This is a genomic window from Kribbella sp. DT2 (genome assembly GCF_049844575.1).
Classification (GTDB): Bacteria; Actinomycetota; Actinomycetes; order Propionibacteriales; family Kribbellaceae; genus Kribbella.
The window spans coordinates 944,796-971,050 of record NZ_JBNCLH010000001.1 but is presented as its reverse complement, the minus strand read 5'-3'; the positions used below and the strand labels follow the sequence as shown (position 1 = coordinate 971,050).

The following is a 26,255-nucleotide window of genomic DNA, read 5'->3' as shown; positions in this document are numbered from 1 at the left end:
GCAGTGCACGGACCGGGAGCTCGTGGTGCAGTCCCCACCGGGTCCCGGACCGTGTGCGCCGCGCTACTGCAGGGTGGTGCGTGGCAGGAGCTCGCCGACGATCTCGCGGGTGAAGATGTCGTAGCTGATCACCAGCAACTCGTCGCCGGGCAGTTCGACGACCGCGGGGTTGGCCTGGTCCATCGTGTCGTGGCCGGCGTCGATCACCACCCGCAGCGCATCCTGGTCCCACGGCCCGAGCGGCTCACCGATGATCGTCGCCACCGTCGGCCGCCCGGGGTTGAACTGCTTCGACACATCCCCGTACGCCAGCAGTACGGCGCCGTCCGACAGCGTCAGCGTGTCGGCCGACGAGGCGTGCAGGCCGCACAGCTCCGGCTCCGACCAGGTCAGCCCGTTGTCGTCGCTGCGCACCAACTCGGCCTCTTCGTCGGTCCGCAGCAGCGCCACCACCTGGCCGCCCGGCAGCAACGTCAGTACGGGCTCCTGGTACTCGCGCCCGGCCCGGCGCCCCAGCACAACCTCCTGCGCCGCCGGCCAGGTGAGCCCGCCGTCGGTCGACCGCACAACACTCGCCGAGTGGTTCTGGTCCCCCGGAAACACCCCGTAGACGGGAGCCAGCAGGTCTCCGCCCGGCAGCTCCAGGATCTGCCCGTGCGCCACGATGTGCCCCGCCCGGAAGCTGTGCCACACCTCAGCGGTCTCGTGGTCGACCATCTCCGACCCCACCAGCACCGGCTCGCCCCAGGACGCACCTCCGTCGACGGACCGGGCCACCAGCACTCCCGGACACACGTACGGCCGCACCGACCAGTCGATCTGGAACCAGCTCAGCAGGATGTCCCCGTTGGCGAGCTGCACCACCATCGGGTCCCGGTCGTCGTACAGCCTGTCCACCACCACCCGAGGCTCCGACCACGACCGCCCGCCATCCGAACTCTCCGCCGCGACGATCCGCCCCACGCTCCGCACATGCCCCAGCCCTTCCCGCCACACCACCAGCACCCGCCCGTCGGCCAACCTGACGGCACTGGGGAAGTACGGCAACTGACCGGCGATGCTCCGAGCAACCACGACGCGACTCATGGAGCCACGCTTTCACACCGTCGCGCCATCAGCCCGTACAGCGCCCTACCCGCGGTCCTTGGCGATCCGTACGGCGCCGGGCCCTTCCTGCGCCAGGGCGTCGTCCGGGTTCAGCAGGTAACAGGCCTTCATCGACAGGCAGCCGCAGCCGATGCAGCCGGTGAGCTCGCGCTGCAACCGGTCGATCTCGGTCTTCTTCGCCTCCAGCTGCGCGTGCCACTGCCGCGACAGCCGGCGCCAGTCGCGCACGGTCGGGATCGTGTCCATCGGCAGCGAGGTGAACACCGTGCCGACGTCGCCCAGACTGATGCCGAGACGTTTCGCCACGACGATCAACGAGATCCGGCGGAGCATGTGCCGCGGGTAGCGGCGCTGGTTCCCGCTCGTGCGGTGCGAGGCGATCAGCCCCAGCTCCTCGTAGTAGTGCAGGGCCGACACGGCCACCCCGGTACGACGCGCGACCTCACCGACAGGCAGCAGGTCATCGGGCTCCACAGGCACCTCCGCGTTCGGCTTGACCTCAAGTTCCCCTGAGATTTTAGCGTGGCACCATGTCCACCATCGACGAGTCCGAGCCCGCCACCTGGGTCGATCTGCTCGGCCCCGCGCGCCTGAGCACCTCCGTGGTCCTGGCGGGCGGCGTGGCCCTGCACGCGATCAACATCTTCCTGACCACCAGCCTGCTGCCCACCGCCATCGACGAGATCGGTGGCGAACGGCTCTACGCCTGGAGCACGACCGTCTTCATGATCGCCTCGGTGGTCTCGTCGATGTTCGTGAGCAGGCTGCTGATCCGCCGCGGCCCGCTGGTCGCCTACCTGACCGCCCTGGCGCCGTTCGTCCTGGGCACCGTCGTGTGCGCGGTGAGCCCGACGATGGCGGTCCTGCTGGTGGGCCGGGCCGTCCAGGGCATCGGGGGTGGACTGCTCGCCGGGCTGGGCTACGCCGTCGTTCGCAGCGCGTACCCGCAACGGCTGTGGGCCAAGGCGACGGCGCTGATCTCGGCGATGTGGGGCGTGGGGACCCTGGCCGGGCCGGCCATCGGCGGCCTGTTCGCCCAGCTCGGCGTGTGGCGGATGGCGTTCGTGCTGCTGGCCGTGCTCGGTCTGCTGATCGCCGTGATCGCGCCCCGCGCGCTCCCACGGGCCGAACCGTCGGAGTCCACCGACCCTGTCCCGTTGGTGTCCCTCGCCCTGCTCACCGTCGCCACTGCCCTGATCAGCCTGGCCGGGATCCTCACCGAGCCGTTGCAGATCACCGGGCTGATCCTCGCCGGGACACTGTTCGCCGTCGCGTTCGTGCGGTGGGAGCGGCGTGCGTCCGCCCGGGTCCTGCCGGTCAGCACCTACACCAGACGCTCCCCTCTGAAGTGGAGCTACCTCGCGGTCGCGGTGCTCGCCATGGGCACGGTCACGGAAGCCTTCACCCCGTTGTTCGGGCAGCGTCTGGCCGGACTCACCCCGCTGATCGCGGGCTTTCTCGGCGCCGCGGTCTCGCTCGGCTGGTCGGTGACGATGCTGTTCACGTCCGGCGTCACCAAGCCCGCGACGCTGCGCCGGATGCGTGTCGGCGGCCCGCTCGTCCTCGCGGCCGGCCTCGCCGTCACCGCGCTCTTCCAGCAGGACAACGCCGGCCCGGGGATCGTCGTCGTCTGGGCCGCCGGCCTGGTCTTCGCCGGTGCCGGGATCGGGATCGCGTTCCCGCACATCGTCGTAGCGGTCATGGGCAGCACCCCGGACGAGGAGGAGGCGAGCAAGGCCGCGGCCGGCATCAACACCGTCGAGCTGATGGCCCTGTCCTTCGGCTCGGCGATCGGCGGCGTGCTGGTGAACCTCGGCGCCCCCTCGATGCTCCACTCCGCGCAGTACCTGCTGTTCGGCTTCGCCGCCGTCGCGGCCGTCGGCGGGCTGTTCGCCCACCGCTCCGACCCGCGGTCCGCCGCGGTGGACTGAGCCCGGTCAGACCGGGCGACCACCGACGAAGGTCTGGGTGACCAGCGGTACGCCGGGGCGGTAGGCGAGGTGCAGGTAGGAAGGAGCGTCCAGAACCGCCAGGTCGGCGCGGGCGCCGACGGACAGGTGACCTACGTCCGTACGGCGAAGCGAAGCCGCGCCACCGGCGGTGGCGGACCAGACGGCCTCGGCCGGGCTCATCCGCATCTCCCGGACGGCCAGCGCGATGCAGAACGGCATGGACGACGAGTAGCCCGAGCCAGGATTGCAGTCGGTCGCCAGCGCGACCGTCACGCCGGCGTCGAGCAGCCGGCGAGCGTCCGGGTACGGCGAGCGGGTGGAGAACTCGATGGCCGGCAGCAACCCGGCGACCACACCGGCGGAGGCCAGCGCATCGACGTCGGCATCGCTCACGAAGGTGCAGTGGTCGGCCGCGGCAGCGCCTACCTCGCAGGCGACCTGGACACCAGGGCCCTCGCCGAGCTGGTTGGCGTGCACCCGCGCCGAGAGCCCGCGAGCCTGCCCGGCGCGCAGGATGGCGCGGGCCTGGTCGGCGTCGAAGGCGCCACGTTCGACGAAGACGTCCACCCACTTGGCGTGCTTGGCCGCCGCGTCGAGCATCGGCCCCGTGACGAGGTCGACATACCCAGCCGGGTCGTCGGCGAACTCAGCCGGTACGACGTGCGCCCCCAGGTACGTCGTCTCGTCGGTGAACTCGGCCGCCACCGCGAGCGACCGCGCCTCGTCGGCCACGGTCAGCCCGTACCCGGACTTGATCTCGACGGTCGTCGTGCCCTGGCGCCGCATCTCCGCGACCAGCCGGGCCACGTTCGCGGCGAGCTGCTCGTCGGCGGCTTCGCGGGTTGCGGCGACCGTCGTACGGATACCGCCCGCGCTGTACGGCGTACCGGTCATCCGGGCCGCGAACTCCTCGGCCCGGTCCCCCGCGAACACCAGGTGCGCGTGGGAATCCACGAACCCGGGCACGACCGCCCGGTCGCCGAGATCCAGGGAGGCGTCCGCGGCCGGGGCCGACGTCCGCTGCCCGACCCAGGCGACCGTGCTGCCCTCGATCACCAGGGCGGCGTCGTGCAGCTCACCCAGCAACGGCCCGTGGGACGGGTCGTTCGTCACCAGCGAGCTGATCCCGGTCAGCAGCAGCGAGCTCATGTCACCTCCGCGATCGCGGCCGCCAGCTCGGCGCCGACGTCCAGCTTCAAATGATTGCCCTCAGCAACTTGATGCGTGCCACCGGCCACCACGTCGGTGACATCGGCCCCGGACGCCGCGAAGACCACGGTCTCCACCGACGCTCCGGTCCCTGCCGTTCGCACACTGTCCGTCTTCACAGCGACCAGATCCGCGCGCGCACCGACCTCGATCACCCCGGCGTCACGGAATCCGAGCGACCGGTGCCCGTCGACCGTCGCCGCGGTCAGCAGCTCCACCGCCGACCAGTGGCCACGCTCCCGCGACGCGAGCCGCTCGTCCAGCTCGACCGCGCGCATCTCCTCGAAAAGATCAACCACAGCGTGGCTGTCCGACCCCAGCGTCACCGACGAGCCCGCCGCGCGCAGAGCGACCGACGGGCCGATCCCGTCAGCCAGGTCGCGCTCGGTCGTCGGGCAGAAGCACGAGTACGTCGCGGAGCTGCCGAGCCGGTCGATGTCGACCGGCGTCAGGTGCGTCGCGTGAACGGCACTCGTCCGCGCACTCAGGAAGCCGGCCTCGTCGAGCACCTGCGTCGGGGTCCGCCCGTACGCCGCCAGGCAGGCCTCGTTCTCGGCCACCTGCTCCGAGAGGTGGACATGCAAAGGGGCCGCAGGCAACAACGAGGCGACCGCGCCGAGCTGGTCGGCCGGGACACCGCGGACCGAGTGCGCGGCCGCGCCGATCACCACGTCGTCGGAACCCCGCAGTTCCTGCACCCGCGAGGCCCAACCGATCACGTCGCCGTCACTGAAGCGCTGCTGGACCTCGTTCAACGGCTGGTCGATGCCGCCGGCAACGTAACAGGTGTCGAGCAGCGCGATCCGCAGCCCGGCGTCGCGGGCGGCCGCGATCAGCGCCTCGCCCATCGCGTTCGGGTCGTCGTACCGGCTGCCGCCCGGGGCGTGGTGGAGGTAGTGGAACTCGCCGACCGCGGTGATCCCGGTCAGCAGCATCTCGCCGTACACGGCGCGGGCGAGGCGGTAGTAGGTGTCGGGCGTGAGCTTCGAGGCGACGGCGTACATCTGCTCGCGCCAGGTCCAGAACGTGCCGCGCCCGGTCTGCGTGCGGCCGCGCAGGGCGCGGTGGAAAGCGTGGCTGTGACAGTTCGCGAGACCGGGGACGACGAGACCGTTGAGGCGGATCGCGGTGCCCTGCTCGGCGCCGACGGAGACCGCTGTGATCCGTCCGTCGGCCACGGTGACCAGAACAGAATCCTCGACGCCACCAGGGAGAACCGCCCGTTCGCACCAGTACGCCGTCACCTGGCCAGGTCCTTCAGCACCGTCGCCAGGGCGTCGACTCCCGCCAGGCAGTCGTCCATCTCCGCGTGCTCGGCCGGCGAGTGCGAGATGCCGGTCGGGTTACGGACGAACAGCATCGCGGTCGGGATCCCCGCGTCGGAGAACACACCGGCGTCGTGCCCGGCCCCGGTCGGCAGGATCGGCGCACCGTCCAGTACGCCGGCCAACCGGTCGCGCAGCCCGGCCGGGAAGTCGACCACGGGCGAGACCGACTCGGCGGTCACCTCGACGGTGGTGCCGTCGCGTTCGGCGCGTTCGGTGGCCTGCTTGGTGATTGCCGCCAGCAACTTGTCCAGGATCTCCGTGGAGGCCGCGCGCGCGTCGAGCCAGGCGGTCACCTGGGACGGTACGGCGTTCGTGCCGTTCGGCTCGACGGACAGGCGCCCGAAGGTCGCGCGGGCGCCGGCCAGACGAGCCTGCTTGTTGGCCGCCAGCGCGGTCATCGCGTAGGTCAGCATCGGGTCGTGCCGGTCTTCCATCAGCGTGGTGCCGGCGTGGTTCGCCTCGCCGCCGAAGGTGAAGCGGAAGCGCCCGTGCGGCCAGATCGAGCTGGCCACGCCGACGGGTGCGGTGAGTGCGCGGCCCTGCTCGACGTGGAGCTCGACGAAGGTGCCCATGCGATCGAGCAAGGGCGAAGGCCCAACGCCGGAGGGGTCGGTGCCCGCGGCTTCCAGTGCGGCAGCAAGCGTTACACCCGTACGGTCCTGAAGAGCCAATGCCTTGGAGGGGGCCAGCACGCCGGCAGCCACCCGAGAGCCAAGACAGGGCATCCCGAACCGAGAGCCTTCTTCTTCCACAAACGCACCGACGCCAACAGGAACAGACGGTTGGAAGCCCTCAGCCTGTAGCTGATCAACAGCAGCAAGCGCCGAGACCACACCCAGAGGTCCGTCGAAGGCACCACCGTCGAGGACGGAGTCCAGATGGCTGCCGGTCACTACACCTTTGCCGGTGGAAGGACCCCACCAGGCGACGAGGTTGCCTATGCCGTCGGATTCCAGCGTCAGGCCCCGGCTCTCGCACTGATCGACGAACCAGGAAGTTGCTGCTCGTTCGGTGTCGGTCCAGCCGCCTCGGCGGTAACCCCCGGTGCGGGGGTCACGGCCGATGGCGGACAGGTCCGTCCAGAGCTGTTCGAAGGTCAAGACAGCGGGTTCTTCGACAGCCAGTCCTTCGCGACGGCGGCGGCGGACTCGCTGCCACCCTCGGCGCGCTTGACCAGGTCGGTCAGGTCGTCCGTGGTCAGCTTCGCCTGGACGCCGTTCAGCGTCGACGCCACGTCAGGGCTCTTGTGGTCGGTGCGGATCAGCGGAACGATGTTGTTCGGCAGGTGGATGTGCTCGGGGTCCTCGAGCACGACCAGGTTGTTGTCCTTGATCGCCGACTGGGTGGTGAAGAACTGGGTCACCTGGATGGTGCCGTCCTTCAGCGCCTTCAGGCTCAGCGGTCCACCGGCGTCCAGCGTCTTGAACTCCTTGAACTCGACGCCGTACTTGTCCTTCATGCCGGCCAGACCGGCGGTCCGCGTCTTGAACTCGGGACCACCGCCCGCGACCATGTCCTTGCCGACCGCCTTCAGGTCGGCGATCGACTTCAGCGAGTACTTCTGCGCGGTCTCCGGCGTGACGACGATCGCGTCCTCGTCGGTCGCGGCGGACTTGTCGAGCACCTCGAGCCCCGCCGGCAGGACACCCGGGATGGCCTTGTAGACGGCCTCGGCCTCGTTCTCGGTGGCGTCCTTCTTGAAGTAGACCAGGGTGGCCCCGGTGTACTCCGGCAGCAGGTCGACCGACTTGTCCTGGATGGCGGCCATGTAGAGCTCACGGGCGCCGATGTTCAGCTTGCGGTTGACCTTGATGCCCTTGGCCTCCAGCGCCTGGGCGTAGATCTCGGCCAGCACCTGGCTCTCGGCGAAGTTGGCGGACCCGACGGTGAGCGAGTCGACCTTGTCGGGCGCCGAGCCGCCGCCGGCGTCGTTGCCGCCACCCAGCGGGTCCTCCCCGCCCCCGCAGGCTGCGAGCGCGAGCACTGCCGTCGCGGCGATGGCGCTGCGGATGAAGGTTCTTCTGAACACGGGATCCTCCAGGGGTCCGTCTACTACACCCCGGCCGGTGCCGGAGCAGTGGAAGTCTTGGTGTCGGTCCTGCGGCGCAACCGACCGGTCAGGCCGGCCGAAACGGCGTACCGGCCGACAAAAGCGAACAGCAGGTCGAGCAGGATCGCCAGTACGGCGACCAGCACCGCGCCGGTCAGCATCTGCGGGAAGTCCCGCAGGCTCAGGCCGTCGATCACGTACCGCCCCAGTCCGCCGAGCGCGACGTAGGCCGCCACGGTCGCGGTGGAGACGATCTGCAGGGTCGCGCTGCGCAGGCCGGAGATGATCAGCGGCAGCGCGATCGGGATCTCCACCTTGGTGAGGATCTCCCGGCCGGTCATGCCCATCCCGCGGGCGGCGTCGATCGTGGACCGGTCGACGCCGGAGACTCCGGCGTACGTCGAGGCCATGATCGGCGGGATGCCGAGCACGACGAGCGCCACGATGACGGGCACCCGGCCGATCCCGATCAGCAGCACGATCAGCGTCAGCAGGCCGAGCGTCGGCAGCGCGCGGGCCGCGTTGCCGGTGTTGATCGCGACGAACGCGCCGCGCCGGGTGTGCCCGATCAGCAGGCCGATCGGCAGCGCGATCAGGCCTGAGATCAGCAGCGAGAGGAACGTGTAGCCGAGGTGCTGCAGGATCCGGTTGCCGATGCCTTCGGCGCCGGACCAGTTCGCCGAGTCGCTGATGAAGTCGAGGAATCCCTGGATCATGGCTCAGGCCTCCTTCGGGGTGTTGACCCGGGCCCACGGCGTCAGCAGCCGCTGCAACCCGACCAGCAGGACGTCGGCGATCAGGGCCAGCGCGAGCGACAGCACGACGCCGACGACGATCGGGGTCAGGAAGTCCTGCTGGAAGCCCTGGGTGAACAGCTCACCCAGACCGCCGATGCCGATGATCGCGCCGACGCTGACCATCGAGATGTTCGCGACCGTGACGACGCGCAGGCCGGCGAAGATCACCGGTACGGCGATCGGCAGGTCGATGGTCACCACCCTTCGCAGGGTTCCATAGCCCACCGACACTGCCGCCTGCAGCACGTCCTCGGGCACCGAGCGCAACCCGTCGATCACGTTACGGATCAGCAGCGAGACCGCGTAGATGGTCAGCGCGATGATGATGTTCGCGGCCGACAGCACCTTGGTGCCGATGATGGCCGGCAGCACGATGAACAGCGCGATCGAGGGCAGCGAGTAGAGCACGCCGCCGAGCGCGACCAGCGGGTTGGCCAGCCAGCTGTACCGCGTCGCGACGTACCCGAGCGGGACCGCGATCAGCAGCCCGAGCAGCATCGGAAGCAACGACAGGAAGAGGTGCTCCCGCAGCTGCTCCCAGATCAGGGCGCTGTTGTCACCGACCCAGGTCACGGGCGGAGCACCCCCGTGAGGCCGGTGTAGTCGATCACGCCGACCGGCTTGCCTGCCTCGTCGACGCAGACACCCTGGCCGATCGGCGACGTCAGGACGGCGTCCATCGCGGCCCGCAGCGAGTCTCCGCGCTGGAACACCGCCCCCACCGGCAACGTGTCGCCGTTCTTCCGCCACCCGGCCGGCTTGCCGTCCTCGCCGACGGTCAGCTCGTCCGGGACCGGGCCGAGCGGCAGGTCCTCGGCGGTCACGAACGTCAGCGCCCGGTAACCGCGGTCCTGCCCGATGAAGCTCTCGACGAAGTCGTCGGCCGGCTTGGCCAGCAGCTCCGCCGGCGGCGCGAACTGCGCGAGCATGCCACCGACCCGCAGGACGGCGACGTTGTCGCCGAGCTTGATCGCCTCGTCGATGTCGTGGGTGACGAAGACGATCGTCTTGCCGATGTCGCGTTGCAGGCGGAGCAGCTCCTCCTGCAGCTGGTGGCGCACGATCGGGTCGACGGCGCTGAACGGCTCGTCCATCAGCATGATCTTCGGGTCGGCCGCGAGCGCGCGGGCGACGCCGACGCGCTGCTGCTGCCCGCCGGACAGCTGCGCCGGGTACCGCTCGGCGAGCTTCGGGTCGAGCCCGACGCGTTCCAGCAGCTCCATCGCGGTCGCCCGGGTCTTGCGCTTGTCCCAGCCGAGCAGCTTCGGCACGGTCGCGACGTTGTCGACGACCGTCTTGTGCGGGAACAGCCCGGCGTGCTGGATCACGTACCCGATCCCGCGCCGCAAGGTGACCGGGTCGCCGGCGTTGATGTCCTCGCCGTCGATCGAGATCCGGCCGCTGGTGCGCTCGATGGTCCGGTTGATCATCCGCAGCGAGGTCGTCTTCCCGCAGCCCGAAGGGCCCACGAAGACGGTGATCTCGTTGCTCGGGATCCGCAACGACAGACTGTCGACGGCCACCGTGCCGTCCGGGTACTGCTTGGTGACGTCTTCGAACTCGATCATGGCGCCCCTTCGCGCTGGTCGGCGATCGCCCGAACGATCCTAGGGGAACGAGGGCCAGGTGCCACGCGATCGGCACCTTTCTCATTCCTCGGAAAAGTGCACCCTAGCGCTGTGGATTGCCATGGTCGCACTGTGTACTGCCTTACCCCGTTCCCCGTAGCCGCGCCCGAGCTCAGGACTCCTGCATCGGAATCCGCACCCCACGCTCGGAAGCCACTTCGGCTGCCTTCTCGTACCCCGCGTCCACGTGCCGAATCACGCCCATCGCCGGGTCGTTGGTGAGCACCCGCTCGAGCTTCTGCCGGGCCAGCTCGGTGCCGTCGGCAACCGACACCTGGCCGGCGTGGATCGACCGGCCCATCCCGACGCCGCCGCCGTGGTGGATCGACACCCAGGAGGCGCCGCTGGCGGTGTTCACCAGCGCGTTCAGCAACGGCCAGTCCGCGATCGCGTCCGAGCCGTCCAGCATGCCTTCGGTCTCCCGGTACGGCGACGCGACGCTGCCGGTGTCCAGGTGGTCACGGCCGATCACGATCGGCGCCTCGAGCTCGCCGGAGGCAACCATCTCGTTGAACCGCAGGCCGGCCTTGTCCCGCTCGCCCTGCCCGAGCCAGCAGATCCGGGCCGGCAGGCCCTGGAACGCGACCCGCTCCTGCGCCATCTTGATCCACCGGGTCAGGTGCTCGTTGTCCGGGAACAGCTCGAGTATCGCCTGGTCGGTCCGGGCGATGTCGCGCGGGTTGCCCGACAGCGCGGCCCACCGGAACGGGCCCTTGCCCTCGCAGAACAACGGCCGGATGTACGCCGGAACGAAGCCCGGGAAGTCGAACGCCCGGTTGAAGCCTGCCTTGCGCGCCTCGTCCCGGATCGAGTTGCCGTAGTCGAACACCTCGGCCCCGGCGTCCTGGAACCCGACCATCGCCGCCACGTGCCGGGCCATCGAGGCCTGCGCGCGCTCGGTGAACCCGGCCGGGTCCTTCTGCCGCTCGGCCGCCCAGTCCTCGAAGTCGACGCCGACCGGCAGGTACATCAGCGGGTCGTGCGCCGAGGTCTGGTCGGTGACGATGTCGATCGGCGCTCCGGCCTCCAGCAGCGCCGGCACGATCACCGCGGCGTTGCCGAGGACACCGATCGACAACGGCTTGCGCGCCTTCTTGGCCTCCTCGGCCAGCTGCAGCGCGTGGTCGACGGAGTCAGCCCGTACGTCGAGGTACCGGTGCTCGATCCGGCGGTGGATCCGCGAGTCGTCGACGTCGATACAGATCGCGACCCCGTCGTTCATCGTCACCGCGAGCGGCTGCGCGCCGCCCATCCCGCCGAGGCCGGCGGTCAGCGTGACCGTCCCGGCCAGGGTGCCGCCGAACTTCTTCGCGGCGACCGCGGCGAACGTCTCGTACGTGCCCTGCAGGATGCCCTGGGTGCCGATGTAGATCCACGACCCGGCCGTCATCTGGCCGTACATGGTCAGCCCGAGCGCCTCCAGCTTGCGGAACTCCTCCCAGTTGGCCCAGTCGCCGACCAGGTTGGAGTTCGCGATCAGCACCCGCGGCGCCCACTCGTGGGTGCGCATCACGCCGACCGGGCGGCCGGACTGGACCAGCATCGTCTCGTCGTCCTTCAGCGTGGTCAGCGTGCGGACCATCGCGTCGAAGGAGTTCCAGTCCCGCGCGGCCTTGCCCGAGCCGCCGTACACGACGAGCTCGTCGGGGTGCTCGGCGACCTCGGGGTCGAGGTTGTTCTGCAGCATCCGCAGCGCGGCCTCCTGCTGCCAGCCCTGCGCGGTCAGGGTGGTGCCGCGAGCGGCGCGTACGGGACGGGGTCCGGACATGGGTGATCCAGCCTTTCCAGTTGATCAGGCGAGCGGGCCGGTGACGGCCTCGACAGCGGACAGGTAGGTGCCGTCGGCAACGAGCCGGACGGAGTGCTCGATCTCGGGGGCGAGGTGCCGGTCGGTGCCCGGTCCCTCGACGTGGGTGCGCAGCTCACGCCGTACGGCGGCCGTGGCGGGAGCGGGTTCCAACGGCGCCCGCATGTCCAGGGCGCGGGCGGCGGTGAGGATCTCGACGGCCAGCACGCGTTCCAGGCCGTCCACCGAGCGCCGCAGCTTGCGGGCCGCGGACCAGCCCATCGACACGTGGTCCTCCTGCATCGCGCTGCTCGGGATCGAGTCGACGCTGGCCGGGACCGCGAGGCGCTTGAGCTCGGACACGATCGCGGCCTGCGTGTACTGCGCGATCATGTGGCCGCTGTCGACGCCCGGGTCGTCGGCGAGGAACGCGTTCAGCCCGTGGTTGCGGGCGACGTCCAGGAAGCGGTCGGTACGGCGTTCGCTGATGCTCGCGACGTCGGCGACCGCGATCGCCAGGAAGTCCAGAACGTAGCCGACGGGGGCGCCGTGGAAGTTGCCGTTCGACTCGACCCGGCCGTCGGGCAGCACGACCGGGTTGTCGATCGCGGCGGCGAGTTCGCGGCCGGCGACCGTGGCCGCGTGGCTGATCGTGTCCCGCGCGGCGCCGTGCACCTGCGGCGAGCAGCGCAGCGAGTACGCGTCCTGGACCCGGTTGCAGTCCGGGCCGCGATGGCTGGCGACGATCGCACTGTCGGCCAGTACGGCGCGCAAGTTGGCGGCGGCAGCGCCCTGCCCCGGATGCGGGCGGAGCGCCTGCAGGTCGGCGGCGAAGACGCGGTCGGTCCCGAGCTGCCCCTCGACGCTCATCGCGGCGGCGATGTCGGCGGTCTTCAGCAAGCGGTCCAGGTCGGCGATCGCGAGCACCAGCATGCCGAGCATGCCGTCGGTCCCGTTGATCAGCGCGAGGCCTTCCTTCTCGGCCAGGACGACGGGCTGCAGGCCGTTCGCCGTCAGCGCCTCGCCGGCGTCGCGCAGGGTGCCGTCGCGGTCGCGGACCTTGCCCTCGCCCATCACCGCGAGCGCGACATGGGAAAGCGGCGCGAGGTCGCCCGAGCAGCCGAGGCTGCCGTACTCGTGCACAACCGGGCTCAGCCCGGCGTTCAGCAGGTTGGCGTACGCCTGCGCGGTCTCGACCTTCACGCCGGTGCGTCCGGTGGCCAGCGTCGACAACCGCAGCAGGACGAGTGCGCGCACGACCTCGGTCTCGACCTCCGGACCGGAACCCGCCGCGTGCGATCGGATCAGACTGCGCTGCAACTGGGCCCGCAGCTCCGGCGCGATGTGCCGCGTCGCCAGCGCTCCGAACCCGGTCGACACCCCGTAGTGCGGGATGTCCGCGTGCGCCAGCGCCTCGATCGCGGTCCGCGACTTGGCGATCTCCTCCAGCGCGTGGTCGTCGATCCGCACCTGCGCGCCGTACCGGGCCACGGCCACCACGTCACCGGCGGCCAACGGCCCGGTGCCCACCATTACTTCGGCTGTCTCCACCCGCTCATTGCACCGCGCCTGCGGCCGGACCGACAGGACCGCCACCCCGGTTGCTGTCTCAGATACAAGACACTTCGTGCGACCCTGTCGCCGAATAGGCTCTGCCCATGGTCGATGTACGCCGGGCGGTCCCGGGCGACGGGGCGGGGATCGCGGCGGTGCTCGCGGCCTCGCTCCCCCATTTGGTGAAGACAGCCCGCGGGGCCGACGCCGAGCTGAGGTCGAGCACCTCGCGCGTCGTGCTGCTCGCGCTCGACGACGGAACGGCCGTTGGCTACGGCAACCTCTACCTGCCGGATCCTGCCGATCCCGCGCCCCGCGTCCGGGTGGGCGCGCAGGTCGCGCGGGACCACCGCGGCAAGGGCGTCGGCCAGGCGCTGGTCACGGAGTTGGAGCGGGTCGCGGCCGAGGTCGGCGGGGTGTCCCTGCTCGCCGTGGTCGAGGACGACGGGCACTCCCCGCACTTCGCGCAGCAGCGTGGGTACGTCGTCAACCGGCCGCTGAGTCACTCGAGCGCCCGACTGGCCGATGCGCCTGATCCGGTCGACCCGCCGGAGGGACTGCGGGTGGTGACGCACGACGAACTGGACCCACGGCAGGTCTACGACGCGACCGCGGCGGTCGTCGGTGGGGATCCGAGCGGGCTGTCGTCCGTCGAGTCGTACGACGACTGGCTGGTGATGAGCTGGAACCACCCGGACCTGCGGCGGGACCTGAGCGTGGCGGTGGTCGACGGCGACCAGGTGGCGTCGTTCGTGGCGACGACGGCCGATCCGGAGCGTGGGGTGATCTGGTCCGCTCTGACCGGAACCGTCCCGGCGTACCGGGGACGCGGGCTCGCGAAGGTGGTGAAGTCGCACGCGTTGCGGCGCGCCCACCTGGCCGGGCTGACCACGGCCTCGACCGGCAACGACGCGGCGAACGCGCCGATGCTCGCGGTCAACGACTGGCTCGGGTACCGGCTCGCCGGCTCCTCCTGGACGGCGGAGAAGCCGCTGTGAACAAGAAGCTCGTGATGTCCCTGACGACGTTCGCCGTGCTGGCGGCGGCGGTCGGGTTCCTGCTGTCCGGCGCGGACCGGGTCTTCGACTGGCGGCTGGCCGGCGGGCTGTTCGCGTTCGCGCTGATCGGCGAGCTGGCCCGGCTGAAGATCCGGCGCGGCCGCGCCCGGAGCAGTCAATCGTCCAAAATCTGAGACAGGGCCGCTACGCTCACAGTTGTGAGCGGCAACGTTCCCGCCTCGACCCGGACCCTGCGGGTGCTGACGTTCCTGGCCACCCAGCCCGGACCGGTACCGATGGAGCGCATCGCCTCCGCGGTCGGTCTGCCGCGCTCGTCGACGTACCACTTGCTGCGGGCAATGATCGACGAGGGTTTCGTCGTGCACCTGCCGGAGGACAAGCGCTACGGGCTCGGCGTCGCGGCCTTCGAGATCGGCAGCGCCTACCTGCGCCACGACCCGCTCGAGCGCCTGGCCCGTCCGCTGCTGGCCCAACTCGTCGCCGAGGTCGGGCACACCGCGCACCTCGGCGTCCTGCACGGCCGTGAGCTCGTCTACCTGCTGAAGGAACAGCCGCCCCGGCCGCTCACGCTGGTCACCGACGTGGGCGTTCGCCTCCCCGCGACACTCACGGCATCGGGACGAGCCCTGCTGGCCGCGTTGCCTCCCGCGCAGGTCCGGGCTCTCTTTCCCACGCCGGAGTCCTTCGTACGCCGTACCGACCACGGCCCGCAGACGCTCAGCCAGCTCCGCCGCCTGCTCGCCGACGAACGCCAGCAAGGCTTCGCCATCGAGGAGTCCCACGTCACCGCCGGCGTCACCTCGGTCGCCAGTGCCGCGGTCGACCACGCCGGCCACCCCGCCGCCGCGATCAGCATCTCCTTCCGCAGCGAGTCCGTCACCCCCGGCGAACGCTCGCTGCTGGCCCGGCGGGTCCGCCAGGCCGCCGAAGCGTTGACCCGCCGCCTCCGCGGCTGAGGTGGTGCTGAGTCCACCCCTGCCGGGGACCTGAACCCAGTGCCCGCACGCTCGGTCTTTCCCAGGATGGAGCTCTCCTCCTGGAAAGGCTTCCGATGCTTCCCCTTCTGGCCGCCTCCGCCCTCCTGGCGACGTCGCTCGCCGCAGCTCCACCGACCGACACCGTCGTCCGCACCGACCTCGGTCAGGTCCGTGGCATCGCCGACGACACCACCCTCACCTTCCGTGGCATCCCGTACGCCGTACCGCCGGTCGGCGATCTCCGATGGCGCGCACCGCGACCCGCCGCCCGCTGGAACGGCGTCCGCGACGCCACGCAGTACGGCGCCTCCTGCGCTCAGAACGAGCACCCGGTCGGCGTCGCCAGTACCAGCGAGGACTGTCTGTTCGTCGACGTGACAACTCCGCAGCAGACGAGCAGGAACCGGCCGGTCGTGGTGTGGATCCACGGCGGGAGCTTCACCAACGGGGCGAACAGCATCTACGGGCCGAAGCGGCTGGCCGCGCAGGGGGACCTGGTCGTCGTACAGGTGCAGTACCGGTTGGGAGCGCTCGGATTTCTCGGTGGCAACTTCGGTCTGCAGGACCAGCAGGAGGCCCTGCGCTGGGTCCGGCGCAACGCCGCGGCCTTCGGCGGCGACCCGCGCAACGTGACGATCATGGGCGAGTCGGCCGGCGCCTACAGCGTCTGCGACCACCTGGCCTCACCCACCGCCAAAGGGTTGTTCCAGCGGGCGATCGTGCAGAGCGGACCGTGCGCGCAGGAGTACTCGGCGACCAACTACGCCGCACCCCGTCCGCGCGCCGTCGCCGAGAAGTACAGCCGGGACCTGGCCGCCAAGTTCGCCTGTACTACGACCGACTGCCTCCGCAAGGTCGAGGTCCCCGCGCTGCTGGCGGCCACGGCCGAGGACGAGTTCGGCCCGGTGCTCGGCGGACCGGTCCTTCCGCTGCATCCGGTGCAGGCGCTGCTGACCGGCCGGGTCAACCGCGTCCCGGTCCTGCACGGCATCAACCACGACGAGGAGCACGGCCGGTACGGCGCGCAGGAGAGCGCCACCGGCGTACCGATCACTCAGCAGGAGTACGAGACCCACGTCCGGCAGCAGTTCGGCGCCGACGCCGCCAAGGTCCTCGCCCAGTACGCCGACACGAAGCCGGCCGGTCTAGCACTCTCGACCGTGATGACCGACTCCCAGTGGGCAGCCCCGGCGTACCGGTCCAACCAGCTGCTCTCGCTACGGATGCCCACCTACACGTTCGAGTTCGCCGGTGACGCGCCCTGGTACCTGGGCATCCCCAAGCCCGGGTGGCCGGTCGGGTCGCACCACATGACCGACCTGACCTACTTCCTCGACGACAACGTCTTCGCGCCGCTGAATCCGGCCCAGCAGCAGCTGTCCGACGAGCTGATCAGTCGCTGGAGCGCGTTCGCCCGGACCGGTCAGCCCAACACTCCCGGTACGACGTACTGGCCGCGAGCGACCCCGCTCGACCGGAAGGTGCAGTCGCTCGACCCGGCCGGCGTGACCCGGACCGACTTCTTCGCCGGGCACCGGCTCGGCTTCTGGACCTCCTGACGGCATGACGAAGGCCCGGAACCACCTGGTTCCGGGCCTTCGAAGATTTCACCAGGACGACTTGGTGATCCCCGGGAGCTCCCCACGATGGGCCATCGTGCGGAAGCGGACCCGGGAGATGCCGGCCTTGCGGAGGAACCCGCGCGGCCGGCCGTCGACCGTGTCGCGGTTGCGGACGCGGATCGGGTTCGCGTCCCGCGGCAGCTTCTGCAGCTTGAGCTGCGCCTCGACGCGCTCCACGACCCCGGTCGCCGGGTCGGCGATCAGCCGTTTCAGCTCGGTGCGGCGCTCGGCGTACCGGGCGACGGTCACCTTGCGCTGCTCGTTCCTGGCGATCTTGCTGGTCTTCGCCACCAGTTACCGCTCTTCGCGGAAGTCGGTGTGCTGACGCAGGACCGGGTCGTACTTGCGGATCACGAGCCGATCGGGGTCGTTGCGGCGGTTCTTCCGGGTCACGTACGTGAACCCGGTGCCGGCCGTGCTCCGCAGCTTGACGATCGGGCGGATGTCGTTGTGCTTGGCCATCGACCAACCTTTCTGGGCGCTCGCGCGCCGTAGGACTCAGTACGGTGAACACCAGGGGCCCGGGTGTCTATTCCGATTCCCGGAGTGTAGGTTGTATTGGGAATCATTTTCAATAAGCCGTGAGGAAGAGGGTACGGATGCTGCCGGTCACCTTGGTCAGCGGGGTCGACACCGCGACCCGCGACACCGCCGCGACCGATCTGCTGCTGCCCGGCACCGTCCTGGTCGAGTACGACGTCACCGGGCTGTCCGGCGGTTCGGTGGTCCGGACCGCGCGCACGACGACCGGCGTGATCGACCGCGAGGTGATCCGGATGAGCCACCCCTGCGTGTCCTGCGCCATGCGCGGCACGCTGGTCGAGCTGCTCCGCAGCATCGCCGCCGTCAGCCAGTACGACGCGGCGGTAGTCAACATCCCCGCGGCCGGCGACGCGCAGGCCCTGGCCGAGGAGATCACCCGCGACGCACGCGAAGAACTGCAGGTCAGCGCGGTCCTGGCCGTCGTCGAGCCGAGCAGCTTCGTCGCCGACGCGACGGGCGAGGAGCTGCTGCGCGACCGTGGCATCCCGACGGCCGCCGAGGACAATCGCGCCCTGGCCGAGGCGGTCGTTCACCAGGTCGAGTACGCGGACGCCGTACTGGTGGATCCCTCGTCCTCAGCGGCCGCGTTGGCCCAGGCGCTCAATCCTCAGGCCCGGCACGTCGTACAGGCGCGTGAGCTGGTCGGCGTACGGCTGCACGATCCCGCCGCCGCGCGGGCGCGGGTCGAGCCCGGAACGATCAGCGCGCCGCTGCGGGAAGAAAACGGGCCGGTGCGGACGTTCCTGTTCTCGTCGGACCGGCCGTTCCACCCCGAACGCCTGTACGACGCGTTGGAGGACCTGGTCGACAAGTCCGCCCGCGGCAAGGGAACGGTGTGGCTCGCGACGCGACCGCAGGCCCGGCTCGGGTGGGACAGCTTCGGCACGAACATCTCGATCGGCGTCCTGGGCCGCTGGCTCGCCGACCTCCCGGCCGACCGCTGGCCGGAGGTGAGCAGCAGCCACCGGGCCCGGTCGGCGCTGGAGTGGCACCCCGAGCACGGGGACCGCGCCAGCTACCTGTCCTTCACCGGAGTCGACCTCGACGTCTGGGAATTAGAACGCCGCCTGAACGGTTGTGTCCTACGTGCGGACGAAGAGGCCAGAAGTTTGACCGACCCGTTCGCCCCTTATCTGGAAGGAAGTACCGCTGCATGAAGCAGAACATTCACCCCGACTACCGTCGGGTCGTCTTCCGCGACAAGTCGGGCAACTTCAGCTTCCTGACCGGCTCCACCCGCGAGAGCTCCGAGACGGTCGTCTGGGACGACGGCAACACCTACCCGGTGGTCGACGTCGAGATCTCGTCCGCGAGCCACCCGTTCTACACGGGCCAGCAGCGCGTGATGGACACCCAGGGCCGCGTCGAGAAGTTCAAGAAGCGCTACGGCCAGAAGTAACCCCCGCGCGAGGCTCCGGCCCCGCCCGTGACCAGGCACGGTCGCCGCTCGACCCGGCGGCCGCTGCCACCCGGCCCGCTGATCCCACCCTCCCCCAGGATCGGCGGGCCTTCTTCGTGCGCTGAACCGTCGGCGAGCTAGCGTGCGGCAGTGTCCATCACGGCGTACCACCTGCCCGGCGACCGCGTCCGCCCCGAAGGCATCGCGCTCGGGCCGGACGACTCGTTCTTCGCCGGCAGCAGCGCGGACGGCACGCTCTACCGATGCGCCCTCGACCGGCCGGTCGCCGACATCTGGTCGCCCGCGGGCGTCGACGGACGAACCGTCGCCCTTGGTCTGACGACCTCACCAGGTCTCCTGGTCGTCTGCGGCGGCAAGACCGGTGACGTCTTCGTGTACGACGTCGCGAGTCGCGCGCTGGTCTCCCGGCGACACGTCGACGGCTACCTCAACGACGTCTGCGTGATCGACGACCACGCCTACGTGACCGACTCCTCGCGTCCGGTCGTCTGGCGCTTCGACCTCAGCTCCGACTCCCCTCCGACCGGGCTGGAGCTTGCTTCGGCCGGCCCCGGCGCCTATCTCAACGGCATCGTCCCGACCGCCGACCGCAGCGCGTTGCTGATCGCTGCCCAAGGCACCGAAATCCTCTGGCGCCTCGAGCTCGCCGATCTGTCGACGACCGCCCTCGCCACCGGGTTCGCCGGTGACGGGCTGCTGCTGATCGGCGGCACGCTGATCGGCGTCTGCAACGAGGGCGACAGCATGGCGACGGCCGAGTTCTTCCTGGCCGCGCTCGACATCTCTCCCGACGGCCGTACGGCGACGCCGCTCGGCCGGCACGCCGATCCGGCCTTCGACACCCCCACGACGTTGATGACCGACGGCGAGCGCCTGCTGGTCGTCAACGGGCAGTTCGCCAAGGGGGCCGCGGCGGCACCGCCGTACGAGGTGGTCGCGATCCCGGTACCGCGCTTCGGCTGATCGTCTCGGATCCGAGACGGGGATCCTGGCGTGGTGCTTCAGCCGGCGGGTGGGCAGGTCGCACACTGTGGCTGTGGAGCCGATCGAGCTTTCCGGGGCCGGGCTGACGCCGTTGACCGTCGTCGGCCTCGGCCAGCGCCGTACGCCGGTCCGCCTGGGTGACGTCGCCCGCAAGCGGATGGCGGACACGGCCGCGGCCGTCACCGAGATCGCCCGGCACCAGCCCGTCTACGGCCGCACCACCGGCGTCGGCGCGAACCGTGACGTGCTCACCTCCGACCCCGAGCACGGCACCCGGCTGCTGCTGTCGCACTCGACGACCGGCACCACGCCGTACCCGCGAGACGTCGTCCGGCTCGGGCTGCTGATCCGCGTCAACCAGCTCGCCTCCGGTGGGTCCGGGCTCGCACCCGAGGTCGCCGAGGCGATCGTGCGGCTGCTCAACGAGGACAAGCTCCCCGACCTGCATCGCGGTGGAGCGATCGGGACCGGGGATCTCGGTCCGCTCGCCGAGCTCGGGCTCGCGCTGGGCGACGTGATCGACGGGACCAGCGCGCTGCCGTTGCTGTCGAGCAACGCGATCACGCTGGCCGAGTGCTGCCTGGCGTACGTCGAGGCGGCGACGCTGATCAACGTCGTGCCGCTGGTCGGTGCGCTGGCCCACGTCGCGATGCGCGGCAACGCCGAGGTGTACGACGTCCGCGTGCACGAGGCGCGGCCGCAGCCCGGTCAGGTCCGGGTGGCCGACCGGATGCGCGGGTTGCTCGCCGGGCTCCCGTTGCCGCCGGCGCGCATCCAGGATCCGTTCGGGCTCAGGGCTTTCGCGCAGGTCCTGGGCCCTGCCGTCGACCATATCGATGCCTTGGGCAACGCTTTGCGGATCGACATCAACGCCTCGGCCGAGAACCCGCTGGTGGCCGGCGGCACCGTGCTGCACAACGGCAACTGGCACGCGATGCCCATCGCCCTGGCGCTGGACTCGTTGCGGTTGAGCCTGCACAGCGTCGCGACGCTCTCGACCTCCCGCGTCGCGAACCTCGTCGATCCAGACTTCACCGGGTTGTCCCGCTTCCTCGCCAGCGGCGCCGACGCCAGCTCCGGCGTGATGATGATCGAGTACGTCGCCCACGACGCCCTCGCCTCGGTCCGCTCGACCGCCCAGCCGGCCACCCTGGGCACGGCCACCCTCTCCCGAGGCGCCGAGCACCACGCCAGCTTCGCGCCCCAGGCGGCAGTCCTCACCACCCAGCTGCTCGACGCTCTCCGCGAGGTGATGGCCTGCGAGCTGGTCACCGCCGTACGAGCGATCCGCCTGGCGAACCTCACCCCGGAAGACCTTGCCCCCTCAGCAGTCGGCCCCTGGCTGGCGGACGCCTTGGCCGCACTTCCCCCAGCACTGGACGACCGCTCGCTGCGCGACGACCTGGAGATCGCCCGGGGCCTGATGACCCAATGGGGCGACCGCCAAGTCGAACACCCCGCCGAGTCCGCCTGACCCTCGGCTGCGCCGAGGGTCAGGCGGGTGGGGAAGGGAGCCGGTCGCCCCCGGGCCCACTCGGCTGCGCCGAGGGGCGGCTGGATCAGGCTGCTGCCAGCAGCCGGAACCAGGGGTGATTGACCAACGCCGCAAGGGCTTCTGGGGAAGCGACCGTGCCCAAGGAGTTTCGTGCGGTGACGGCTGCCTGGCGGGCTGGGCCGTCGCCGAAGAGTTGTTGCTGGATCCGCCACGGCGTGCCGATGGGGAGCGGTAGCGGGGCGCCGTACGGGATTCTCGGGTTCTGTGCGTGCAGGGTGACGCCGTTGCCGGTGTCGCGGATCGGGTTGAGGTCGTAGCCGTGGTCACCCGAGGCGTAGCCGATCAGTCCGTTGGCGAACGCGGCCAGGTTGGTGATCATGTTGGTGGAGTTGCAGATGCCGTCGTTCTCGTTGCAGACCTCGCGGACGGCGATGCCGGCGTAGTTGTGCGGGCCCTGCATGGTGACGCCGGGCAGGATCGACGGCAGGTTGGTCTCGATCCCACCCGCGACCCCACCGCGGCCGCCGGGACCGAACGGACGCCGCGGGTTGCCGTACAGAACGCCGTTCAGCTGCGCGTGCGGGATCGCCGACGACTGCGCGAACCGCTCGAGAACGTTGCCTGCGACAACGGCTCCCTCGGAGTAGCCGGCCAGCGTCAACTGGGAACCCGGGCACCGGCCGTGGAAGTCGTTGACCGCCGCGGTCAGCTTGCCGACGCCTTCGGCGACCGAAGCGTCCAGCGCCAACCGGTCCACGACCGGGAAGACTCCCGCGTAGTACGGGACCTGAACGATCTCCACGCCGGCCGGCACGTGGTGGTTGAAGCTCGAGTTGTTCCAGTTCACCAGGGACTCGCCCGCGGTGTAGCCGTCGGTCTGGAAGACCGCGGTCGCGGGGCACGCGGCGACCGACGCCTCGGCCGTGGCCACCCCACCACCCAGCACCAGTACGCCGGCCACCAGACCGGCCATCCCACGGGCAATCGATTTCTCACCAAGCATCAGCACGCTCTCCATCTCTGTGTCGGGAACGCCCGCAGCCTGCCGAGACCGCCGCCGCGGAATCAACCCCCGACAACGCGCCCGGCCCCCGACCCGGCGCGACGAACGCGCAGGTCAGAGGCCGGGAAGACGTTCTCCACAACGGCTGCCGCCTATTCCAGCAGCATCGAAAAGGTCACCGGCTCAGGGCCGCCAGGTCGAACGCGGCGGCCATCGCCTTGAAGCCGTCGGCGTTCGGGTGCAAGTGATCACCCACGTCGTAGGCCGGCAGCATCTTCCCCGGCGCGGCAGGGTCCCGCACCGCCTTGTCGAAGTCCACGACCCCGTCGTACTCACGCGAGGTCCGGATCCAGTGGTTCAGCGCCTGCCGGTCGGCCTCGCCCGCGGCCGAGTAGTACCCAGCGCCCTCGTACGGCGTCAGCGTCGCCCCGAAGACCTTCAGCCCGGCCTCCCGCGCCCGCTGGATGAACTGCCGGTGCACCGCGATCAGCTCGGCCGGATCCGTCGCGCCCTGGCTGTTCCCGATGTCGTTGATCCCCTCCAGCAGTACGACGCTCCGGGCCCCGGTCTGCCCGAGCACGTCGCGGTCGAAACGCGCCAGCGCCGAGTCGCCCGCCGTACCGGCATCGGCCAGCAGCCGGTTCCCGCTGATCCCCGCGTTCAGCACGCCGAGCTCACGCCACGACGGCTGCGCCAGCAACCGGTCGGCCAACTGATCCGGGTAGCGCAGGTTCTTGTCGACCGGCGAGACCACGCCGTCGGTGATCGAGTCGCCGAACAGCACGACCGATCCCCGCACCCGGCTCTTCACGTCCACGCCCTCGATCACGTACCGGGCCGCACCCGGAATGGCCGTGTACGACGGACCAGCCGCACCGGTCTGATCCCCCGCGGCCGAGAACCCGGTCGCGTAACCGGCCGGGTGCTGCGTCAGCGGCCCGGTCGGCCCGGGGAAGTACGTGCTGATCACCAGGTCGGTGTCATCGGGAACCTGCAGCCGCACCGGGTCGGACACCCACTCCGTCCCGACCGGCACGGTCACCGACGCCTGGCCGCCGAAGAGGACCGGCTCGAGCTTCGCCGGATCGACCGTCGGCGTACCGGCCAACGCGTCGGCCCGTGGGGTCACGGTCACCTTGCCGATCTTCAGCGGCGTCGTGCCGTAGACGTTGGAGAGCCTGAGCCGCAACTCGGACCCGCCGACCGACAGGTGCGCGACCTGCCGCAGCGTGGTGTCGGTGACGCCGGTCGCGGACAGACCCGACGTACCCGGTGGAGTGACGGCAACGGCCCAGCTCCCCACCCAGTCCGCCCCCAAGGACGACTCGGCGGAGGCAGGAACGGCAGCAGACGCGAGCGGAACAAGTAGCAGAGCAGCAGCGGTGGCAACAAGTTTGCGCAACGGGCGCATGGCAGCACCTCTCGTGGGACGGACACGTAGCATCGATTCCACGCAGCACGCTGCGAGACCGCAACCCTACGGTCGGTGAGCGGTCGGTCCCTTGCGTTAAGAGGTCAGCAGATCCAGGTCGGCCGCGTGCGCCATCGCCGTGAAGCCCTTGGCGTTCGGGTGCAGGTGGTCACCGCTGTCGTAGCCCGGCGCGATCCGCAGCGGCTGGTACGGATCGCGCACCGCGTGCTCGGAGTCGACGTACCCGTCGTACTCGCCGGCCGTCCGGATCCACTGGTTCAGCGCCTGCCGCGCGACCTCGCCGCCGACGGTGTAGTGATCGGCCGCCCAGTACGGCGTGAGCGTCGCGCCGTACACCCGCAGTCCGGCGGCGTGCGCGCGGGCGATCAGCTGGCGGTGCGCGTTGATCAGCTGCGCGCCGGAGATCGCGCCCCTGCCGGCCCGGATGTCGTTGATGCCCTCGAGGATCACCACCGCCCGGACCCCGCTGCGCCGGACCACGTCCCGCTCGAACCGCGCGATCGCGGCCTCGCCCGAGACGCCGCCGTTCACGAGCAGCCGGTTGCCGCCGATGCCCGCGTTCACCACGGCGTACCGGCGTTTGGTCAGCCGGTCGGCGAGCTGGTCCGGGTACCGCAGGTTGCCGTCGACCGGCGACGAGGCGCCGTCGGTGATCGAGTCGCCGAACAGCACGATCGTGCCCTCGGCGCGCGTCTTCACGTCCACGCCGGACACCACGAACCGCGCCATCCCCGGGATCTTCCGGTACGGCGCGCCGCCCGCACGCGTCTGGTTCCCCGTCGCGCTGAACGCCGAGGCGTACCCGGCCGGGTGCTGCGTGAGCGGCCCCGTCGGGCCCGGGAAGTAGGTGCTGATCACGACGTCGCTGTCGTCACCGATCGGCAGGTCGACCGGGTCCGACACCGACTCCGCGCCGACCGGGATCGTGATCGCGGCGCGGCCGCCGTACGTGACCGGGAGGCTCTTCAGCAGCTCGAGGTTCGGCGTACCGGCACCGCCCTTGCGGGGTGCGACCGAGCTCGCGCCGACGACGAGCGGCTGCTTGCCGAAGCGGTTCGAGAGCCGCAGCCGGATCGATCCACCGCCGAGCGAGAGGTGCGCGACCTGGCGGATCGTGGTGTTCCGGACACCGGTCGCGGACGGCCCGGTCGGGCCCGCCTGCGTCACCGCGACACCCCAGCTGGCGACCCAGCCGTCCGGCGGCGCGATCCGGGCGGGCGCCTGCGGTGCGGGCGCTCCCGGAAGCGAGGAAGCCACCATCGCAACCGCTGCGATCAGCGATTGCATCCAGCTCCCGGCGAGCATCACGGCGTCGTCCTCACCGGCTCTATTCTTCCACAGCCGGGGGCTTGCGTTCATTCAGTCGATCGACAGGCGCCCGTTGAGTTGCAGGCTGCGCAGCGCCCCCACGGTGACGACTCCGCGGTACTCCAGCGTCGCCATCGGACCCGGCGGTTCCCACGTGATCGCCCAGCCGCCGTCGTCCTGCTGGTCGGCCAGCAGGCGGTCGAGATGACCGTCGATCTGCTCCTGGGTGAAGAGCTGCCGCCAGCGGCTGTCCGGCGTCGGCGCGAGGTGCAACGGCGTCACGCCGTACGACGGGTCGTCGGCGTTCGCGCGGTACATCGACAGCTTCGGCAGCCAGTCGCGGACCTGGTCGAGGTCCACGTCCGGCTCGTGCTCGAGGAACTCCAGCGCCTCGTGCATGCCGTGCGCGTCCTCGGGGAGTCCCTTCGCCAGCTCGCCTCGGCACCACTCACCCGCCTGCTCACGCCACGGGTGCTCGAACCCCAGCTTGTGCAGCCGGCCGACCAGTCCGGCCGTCGGGTTCAGCGCCGGTGCGTAGGTCCACTCCGACATGTGCTCGGCCCGCGGGTACCCCTCGATCGCCGGGTTGCACAACGACACCGCGCCCTCCGGCGTCGCGACTGACTGCAGCCAGTCGCAGGCCCCACCGATCAACTCGTCGTCGCGGACGTCGGCCGCGAGCATCACGTCGAACGCGGTCTCCACGTCGAGCGCCGTACTGGCCGGGCTGCGCTTGTCCGGCTCCAGCCCGTGCCCGAACCCACCGTCGGCGTTCCGGTACCCGCGCAGCGCGTCCAGGACGCCGGCACCGTCGGCCCCCTCGAACAACCGCGCGAACAGCCGCCGCTCGAGCAGCCGCGCGTCCCGCCTGACAAACTCCCGACCTGCCGCGAAGATCTCCATGCCCCTACCCTGCCAACTCCCCGGCGGGATGTCTTACAGGAATCGGACTCCAGGGCGCTTGAAGGCGCGGTCGGGCGGACCGGCGGTCGGCGGTCGGCGGTCGGCGGTCGGCGGTCGGCGGTCGGCGGTCGGCGGTCG

At 70.6% G+C, this 26,255-nt stretch carries 26 protein-coding genes; 9 read left to right on the top strand and 17 right to left on the bottom strand.

The window, feature by feature from the left end:
* Positions 1-63 precede the first annotated feature (63 nt).
* Positions 64-1,086, bottom strand: a complete 1,023-nt coding sequence (locus tag ACLQ2O_RS04660; RefSeq protein WP_425827515.1) for a sialidase family protein — start codon at positions 1,084-1,086, stop codon at positions 64-66.
* A 45-nt stretch (positions 1,087-1,131) separates the two neighbouring features.
* The gene (soxR, locus tag ACLQ2O_RS04655; RefSeq protein ID WP_425827513.1) at positions 1,132-1,581 is read right to left on the bottom strand and encodes a redox-sensitive transcriptional activator SoxR; all 450 of its coding nucleotides are present in this window, start codon (positions 1,579-1,581) and stop codon (positions 1,132-1,134) included.
* A gap of 56 nt (positions 1,582-1,637) precedes the next feature.
* Here soxR and ACLQ2O_RS04650 point away from each other — a divergent pair, with 56 nt between their 5' ends.
* Positions 1,638-3,038 carry an MFS transporter gene (locus tag ACLQ2O_RS04650; RefSeq protein ID WP_425827511.1) on the top strand — a complete coding sequence of 467 codons (1,401 nt, stop codon included), beginning with the start codon at positions 1,638-1,640 and terminating at the stop codon, positions 3,036-3,038.
* A 6-nt stretch (positions 3,039-3,044) separates the two neighbouring features.
* Here the strand turns inward: ACLQ2O_RS04650 and hutI are convergent, their stop codons facing one another.
* The 9 genes from hutI to hutH form a co-directional block, all read right to left on the bottom strand.
* On the bottom strand, positions 3,045-4,208 hold the full coding sequence (hutI, locus tag ACLQ2O_RS04645) for an imidazolonepropionase (RefSeq protein WP_425827509.1): 1,164 nt from the start codon (positions 4,206-4,208) through the stop codon (positions 3,045-3,047).
* Positions 4,205-5,512 (bottom strand): formimidoylglutamate deiminase, encoded by a 1,308-nt coding sequence (locus ACLQ2O_RS04640; protein ID WP_425827507.1) that lies wholly within the window; start codon positions 5,510-5,512, stop codon positions 4,205-4,207. Before ACLQ2O_RS04640 ends, hutI begins: the two co-directional genes overlap by 4 nt.
* Complete coding sequence (locus tag ACLQ2O_RS04635; RefSeq protein WP_425827505.1) at positions 5,509-6,696, bottom strand: allantoate amidohydrolase; 1,188 nt, start codon at positions 6,694-6,696, stop codon at positions 5,509-5,511. The genes ACLQ2O_RS04640 and ACLQ2O_RS04635 overlap by 4 nt, the downstream gene beginning before the upstream one ends.
* Positions 6,693-7,625 (bottom strand): ABC transporter substrate-binding protein, encoded by a 933-nt coding sequence (locus ACLQ2O_RS04630; RefSeq protein WP_425827503.1) that lies wholly within the window; start codon positions 7,623-7,625, stop codon positions 6,693-6,695. The genes ACLQ2O_RS04635 and ACLQ2O_RS04630 overlap by 4 nt, the downstream gene beginning before the upstream one ends.
* Before the next feature lie 23 nt (positions 7,626-7,648).
* On the bottom strand, positions 7,649-8,362 hold the full coding sequence (locus ACLQ2O_RS04625; protein ID WP_425827501.1) for an ABC transporter permease: 714 nt from the start codon (positions 8,360-8,362) through the stop codon (positions 7,649-7,651).
* Between the two features lie 3 nt (positions 8,363-8,365).
* Entirely contained in the window at positions 8,366-9,016 is a 651-nt protein-coding gene (locus tag ACLQ2O_RS04620; RefSeq protein ID WP_425827499.1) for an ABC transporter permease, read from the bottom strand.
* Positions 9,013-10,011 (bottom strand): ABC transporter ATP-binding protein, encoded by a 999-nt coding sequence (locus tag ACLQ2O_RS04615; protein WP_425827497.1) that lies wholly within the window; start codon positions 10,009-10,011, stop codon positions 9,013-9,015. The genes ACLQ2O_RS04620 and ACLQ2O_RS04615 overlap by 4 nt, the downstream gene beginning before the upstream one ends.
* Positions 10,012-10,183: 172 nt before the next feature.
* Positions 10,184-11,839, bottom strand: coding sequence for a urocanate hydratase (gene hutU, locus ACLQ2O_RS04610; RefSeq protein WP_425827495.1), 1,656 nt, complete (start codon positions 11,837-11,839; stop codon positions 10,184-10,186).
* A 24-nt stretch (positions 11,840-11,863) separates the two neighbouring features.
* Positions 11,864-13,390, bottom strand: a complete 1,527-nt coding sequence (gene hutH / locus ACLQ2O_RS04605; protein ID WP_425829063.1) for a histidine ammonia-lyase — start codon at positions 13,388-13,390, stop codon at positions 11,864-11,866.
* A gap of 125 nt (positions 13,391-13,515) precedes the next feature.
* Here hutH and ACLQ2O_RS04600 point away from each other — a divergent pair, with 125 nt between their 5' ends.
* The 4 genes from ACLQ2O_RS04600 to ACLQ2O_RS04585 all read left to right on the top strand — a co-directional run bounded on the left by ACLQ2O_RS04600 (position 13,516) and on the right by ACLQ2O_RS04585 (position 16,966).
* Positions 13,516-14,409 carry a GNAT family N-acetyltransferase gene (locus tag ACLQ2O_RS04600; RefSeq protein ID WP_425827493.1) on the top strand — a complete coding sequence of 298 codons (894 nt, stop codon included), beginning with the start codon at positions 13,516-13,518 and terminating at the stop codon, positions 14,407-14,409.
* Positions 14,406-14,603 carry a hypothetical protein gene (locus ACLQ2O_RS04595; RefSeq protein WP_425827491.1) on the top strand — a complete coding sequence of 66 codons (198 nt, stop codon included), beginning with the start codon at positions 14,406-14,408 and terminating at the stop codon, positions 14,601-14,603. The genes ACLQ2O_RS04600 and ACLQ2O_RS04595 overlap by 4 nt, the downstream gene beginning before the upstream one ends.
* A gap of 24 nt (positions 14,604-14,627) precedes the next feature.
* Positions 14,628-15,386 (top strand): IclR family transcriptional regulator, encoded by a 759-nt coding sequence (locus ACLQ2O_RS04590; RefSeq protein WP_425827489.1) that lies wholly within the window; start codon positions 14,628-14,630, stop codon positions 15,384-15,386.
* 95 nt (positions 15,387-15,481) lie between these two features.
* Positions 15,482-16,966: a carboxylesterase/lipase family protein gene (locus ACLQ2O_RS04585; RefSeq protein ID WP_425827487.1), complete on the top strand. Its 1,485-nt coding sequence runs from the start codon at positions 15,482-15,484 to the stop codon at positions 16,964-16,966.
* A gap of 48 nt (positions 16,967-17,014) precedes the next feature.
* Here the strand turns inward: ACLQ2O_RS04585 and rpsN are convergent, their stop codons facing one another.
* A complete protein-coding gene (gene rpsN / locus ACLQ2O_RS04580; protein WP_425827485.1) occupies positions 17,015-17,320 on the bottom strand; it encodes a 30S ribosomal protein S14 in 306 nt (101 codons plus the stop codon).
* A gap of 3 nt (positions 17,321-17,323) precedes the next feature.
* Positions 17,324-17,491, bottom strand: coding sequence for a 50S ribosomal protein L33 (gene rpmG / locus ACLQ2O_RS04575; protein WP_425827483.1), 168 nt, complete (start codon positions 17,489-17,491; stop codon positions 17,324-17,326).
* Positions 17,492-17,610: 119 nt separating this feature from the next.
* Here rpmG and ACLQ2O_RS04570 point away from each other — a divergent pair, with 119 nt between their 5' ends.
* The 4 genes from ACLQ2O_RS04570 to ACLQ2O_RS04555 all read left to right on the top strand — a co-directional run bounded on the left by ACLQ2O_RS04570 (position 17,611) and on the right by ACLQ2O_RS04555 (position 21,450).
* On the top strand, positions 17,611-18,729 hold the full coding sequence (locus ACLQ2O_RS04570; protein WP_425827481.1) for a CobW family GTP-binding protein: 1,119 nt from the start codon (positions 17,611-17,613) through the stop codon (positions 18,727-18,729).
* Positions 18,726-18,971 (top strand): type B 50S ribosomal protein L31, encoded by a 246-nt coding sequence (locus tag ACLQ2O_RS04565; RefSeq protein ID WP_425827479.1) that lies wholly within the window; start codon positions 18,726-18,728, stop codon positions 18,969-18,971. Before ACLQ2O_RS04570 ends, ACLQ2O_RS04565 begins: the two co-directional genes overlap by 4 nt.
* 150 nt (positions 18,972-19,121) lie before the next feature.
* Complete coding sequence (locus tag ACLQ2O_RS04560) at positions 19,122-19,955, top strand: hypothetical protein (protein ID WP_425827477.1); 834 nt, start codon at positions 19,122-19,124, stop codon at positions 19,953-19,955.
* A 73-nt stretch (positions 19,956-20,028) separates the two neighbouring features.
* Entirely contained in the window at positions 20,029-21,450 is a 1,422-nt protein-coding gene (locus ACLQ2O_RS04555) for an aromatic amino acid ammonia-lyase (RefSeq protein ID WP_425827475.1), read from the top strand.
* Between the two features lie 85 nt (positions 21,451-21,535).
* Here the strand turns inward: ACLQ2O_RS04555 and ACLQ2O_RS04550 are convergent, their stop codons facing one another.
* From ACLQ2O_RS04550 to ACLQ2O_RS04535, 4 genes are all read right to left on the bottom strand, one after another.
* Positions 21,536-22,474, bottom strand: coding sequence for a PE-PPE domain-containing protein (locus ACLQ2O_RS04550; protein WP_425827473.1), 939 nt, complete (start codon positions 22,472-22,474; stop codon positions 21,536-21,538).
* Positions 22,475-22,649: 175 nt separating this feature from the next.
* Positions 22,650-23,885, bottom strand: coding sequence for an SGNH/GDSL hydrolase family protein (locus tag ACLQ2O_RS04545; RefSeq protein ID WP_425827471.1), 1,236 nt, complete (start codon positions 23,883-23,885; stop codon positions 22,650-22,652).
* Positions 23,886-23,981: 96 nt separating this feature from the next.
* Complete coding sequence (locus ACLQ2O_RS04540; protein WP_425827469.1) at positions 23,982-25,265, bottom strand: SGNH/GDSL hydrolase family protein; 1,284 nt, start codon at positions 25,263-25,265, stop codon at positions 23,982-23,984.
* Positions 25,266-26,117 (bottom strand): hypothetical protein, encoded by an 852-nt coding sequence (locus ACLQ2O_RS04535; protein WP_425827467.1) that lies wholly within the window; start codon positions 26,115-26,117, stop codon positions 25,266-25,268.
* Between the last annotated feature and the right edge of the window lie 138 nt (positions 26,118-26,255).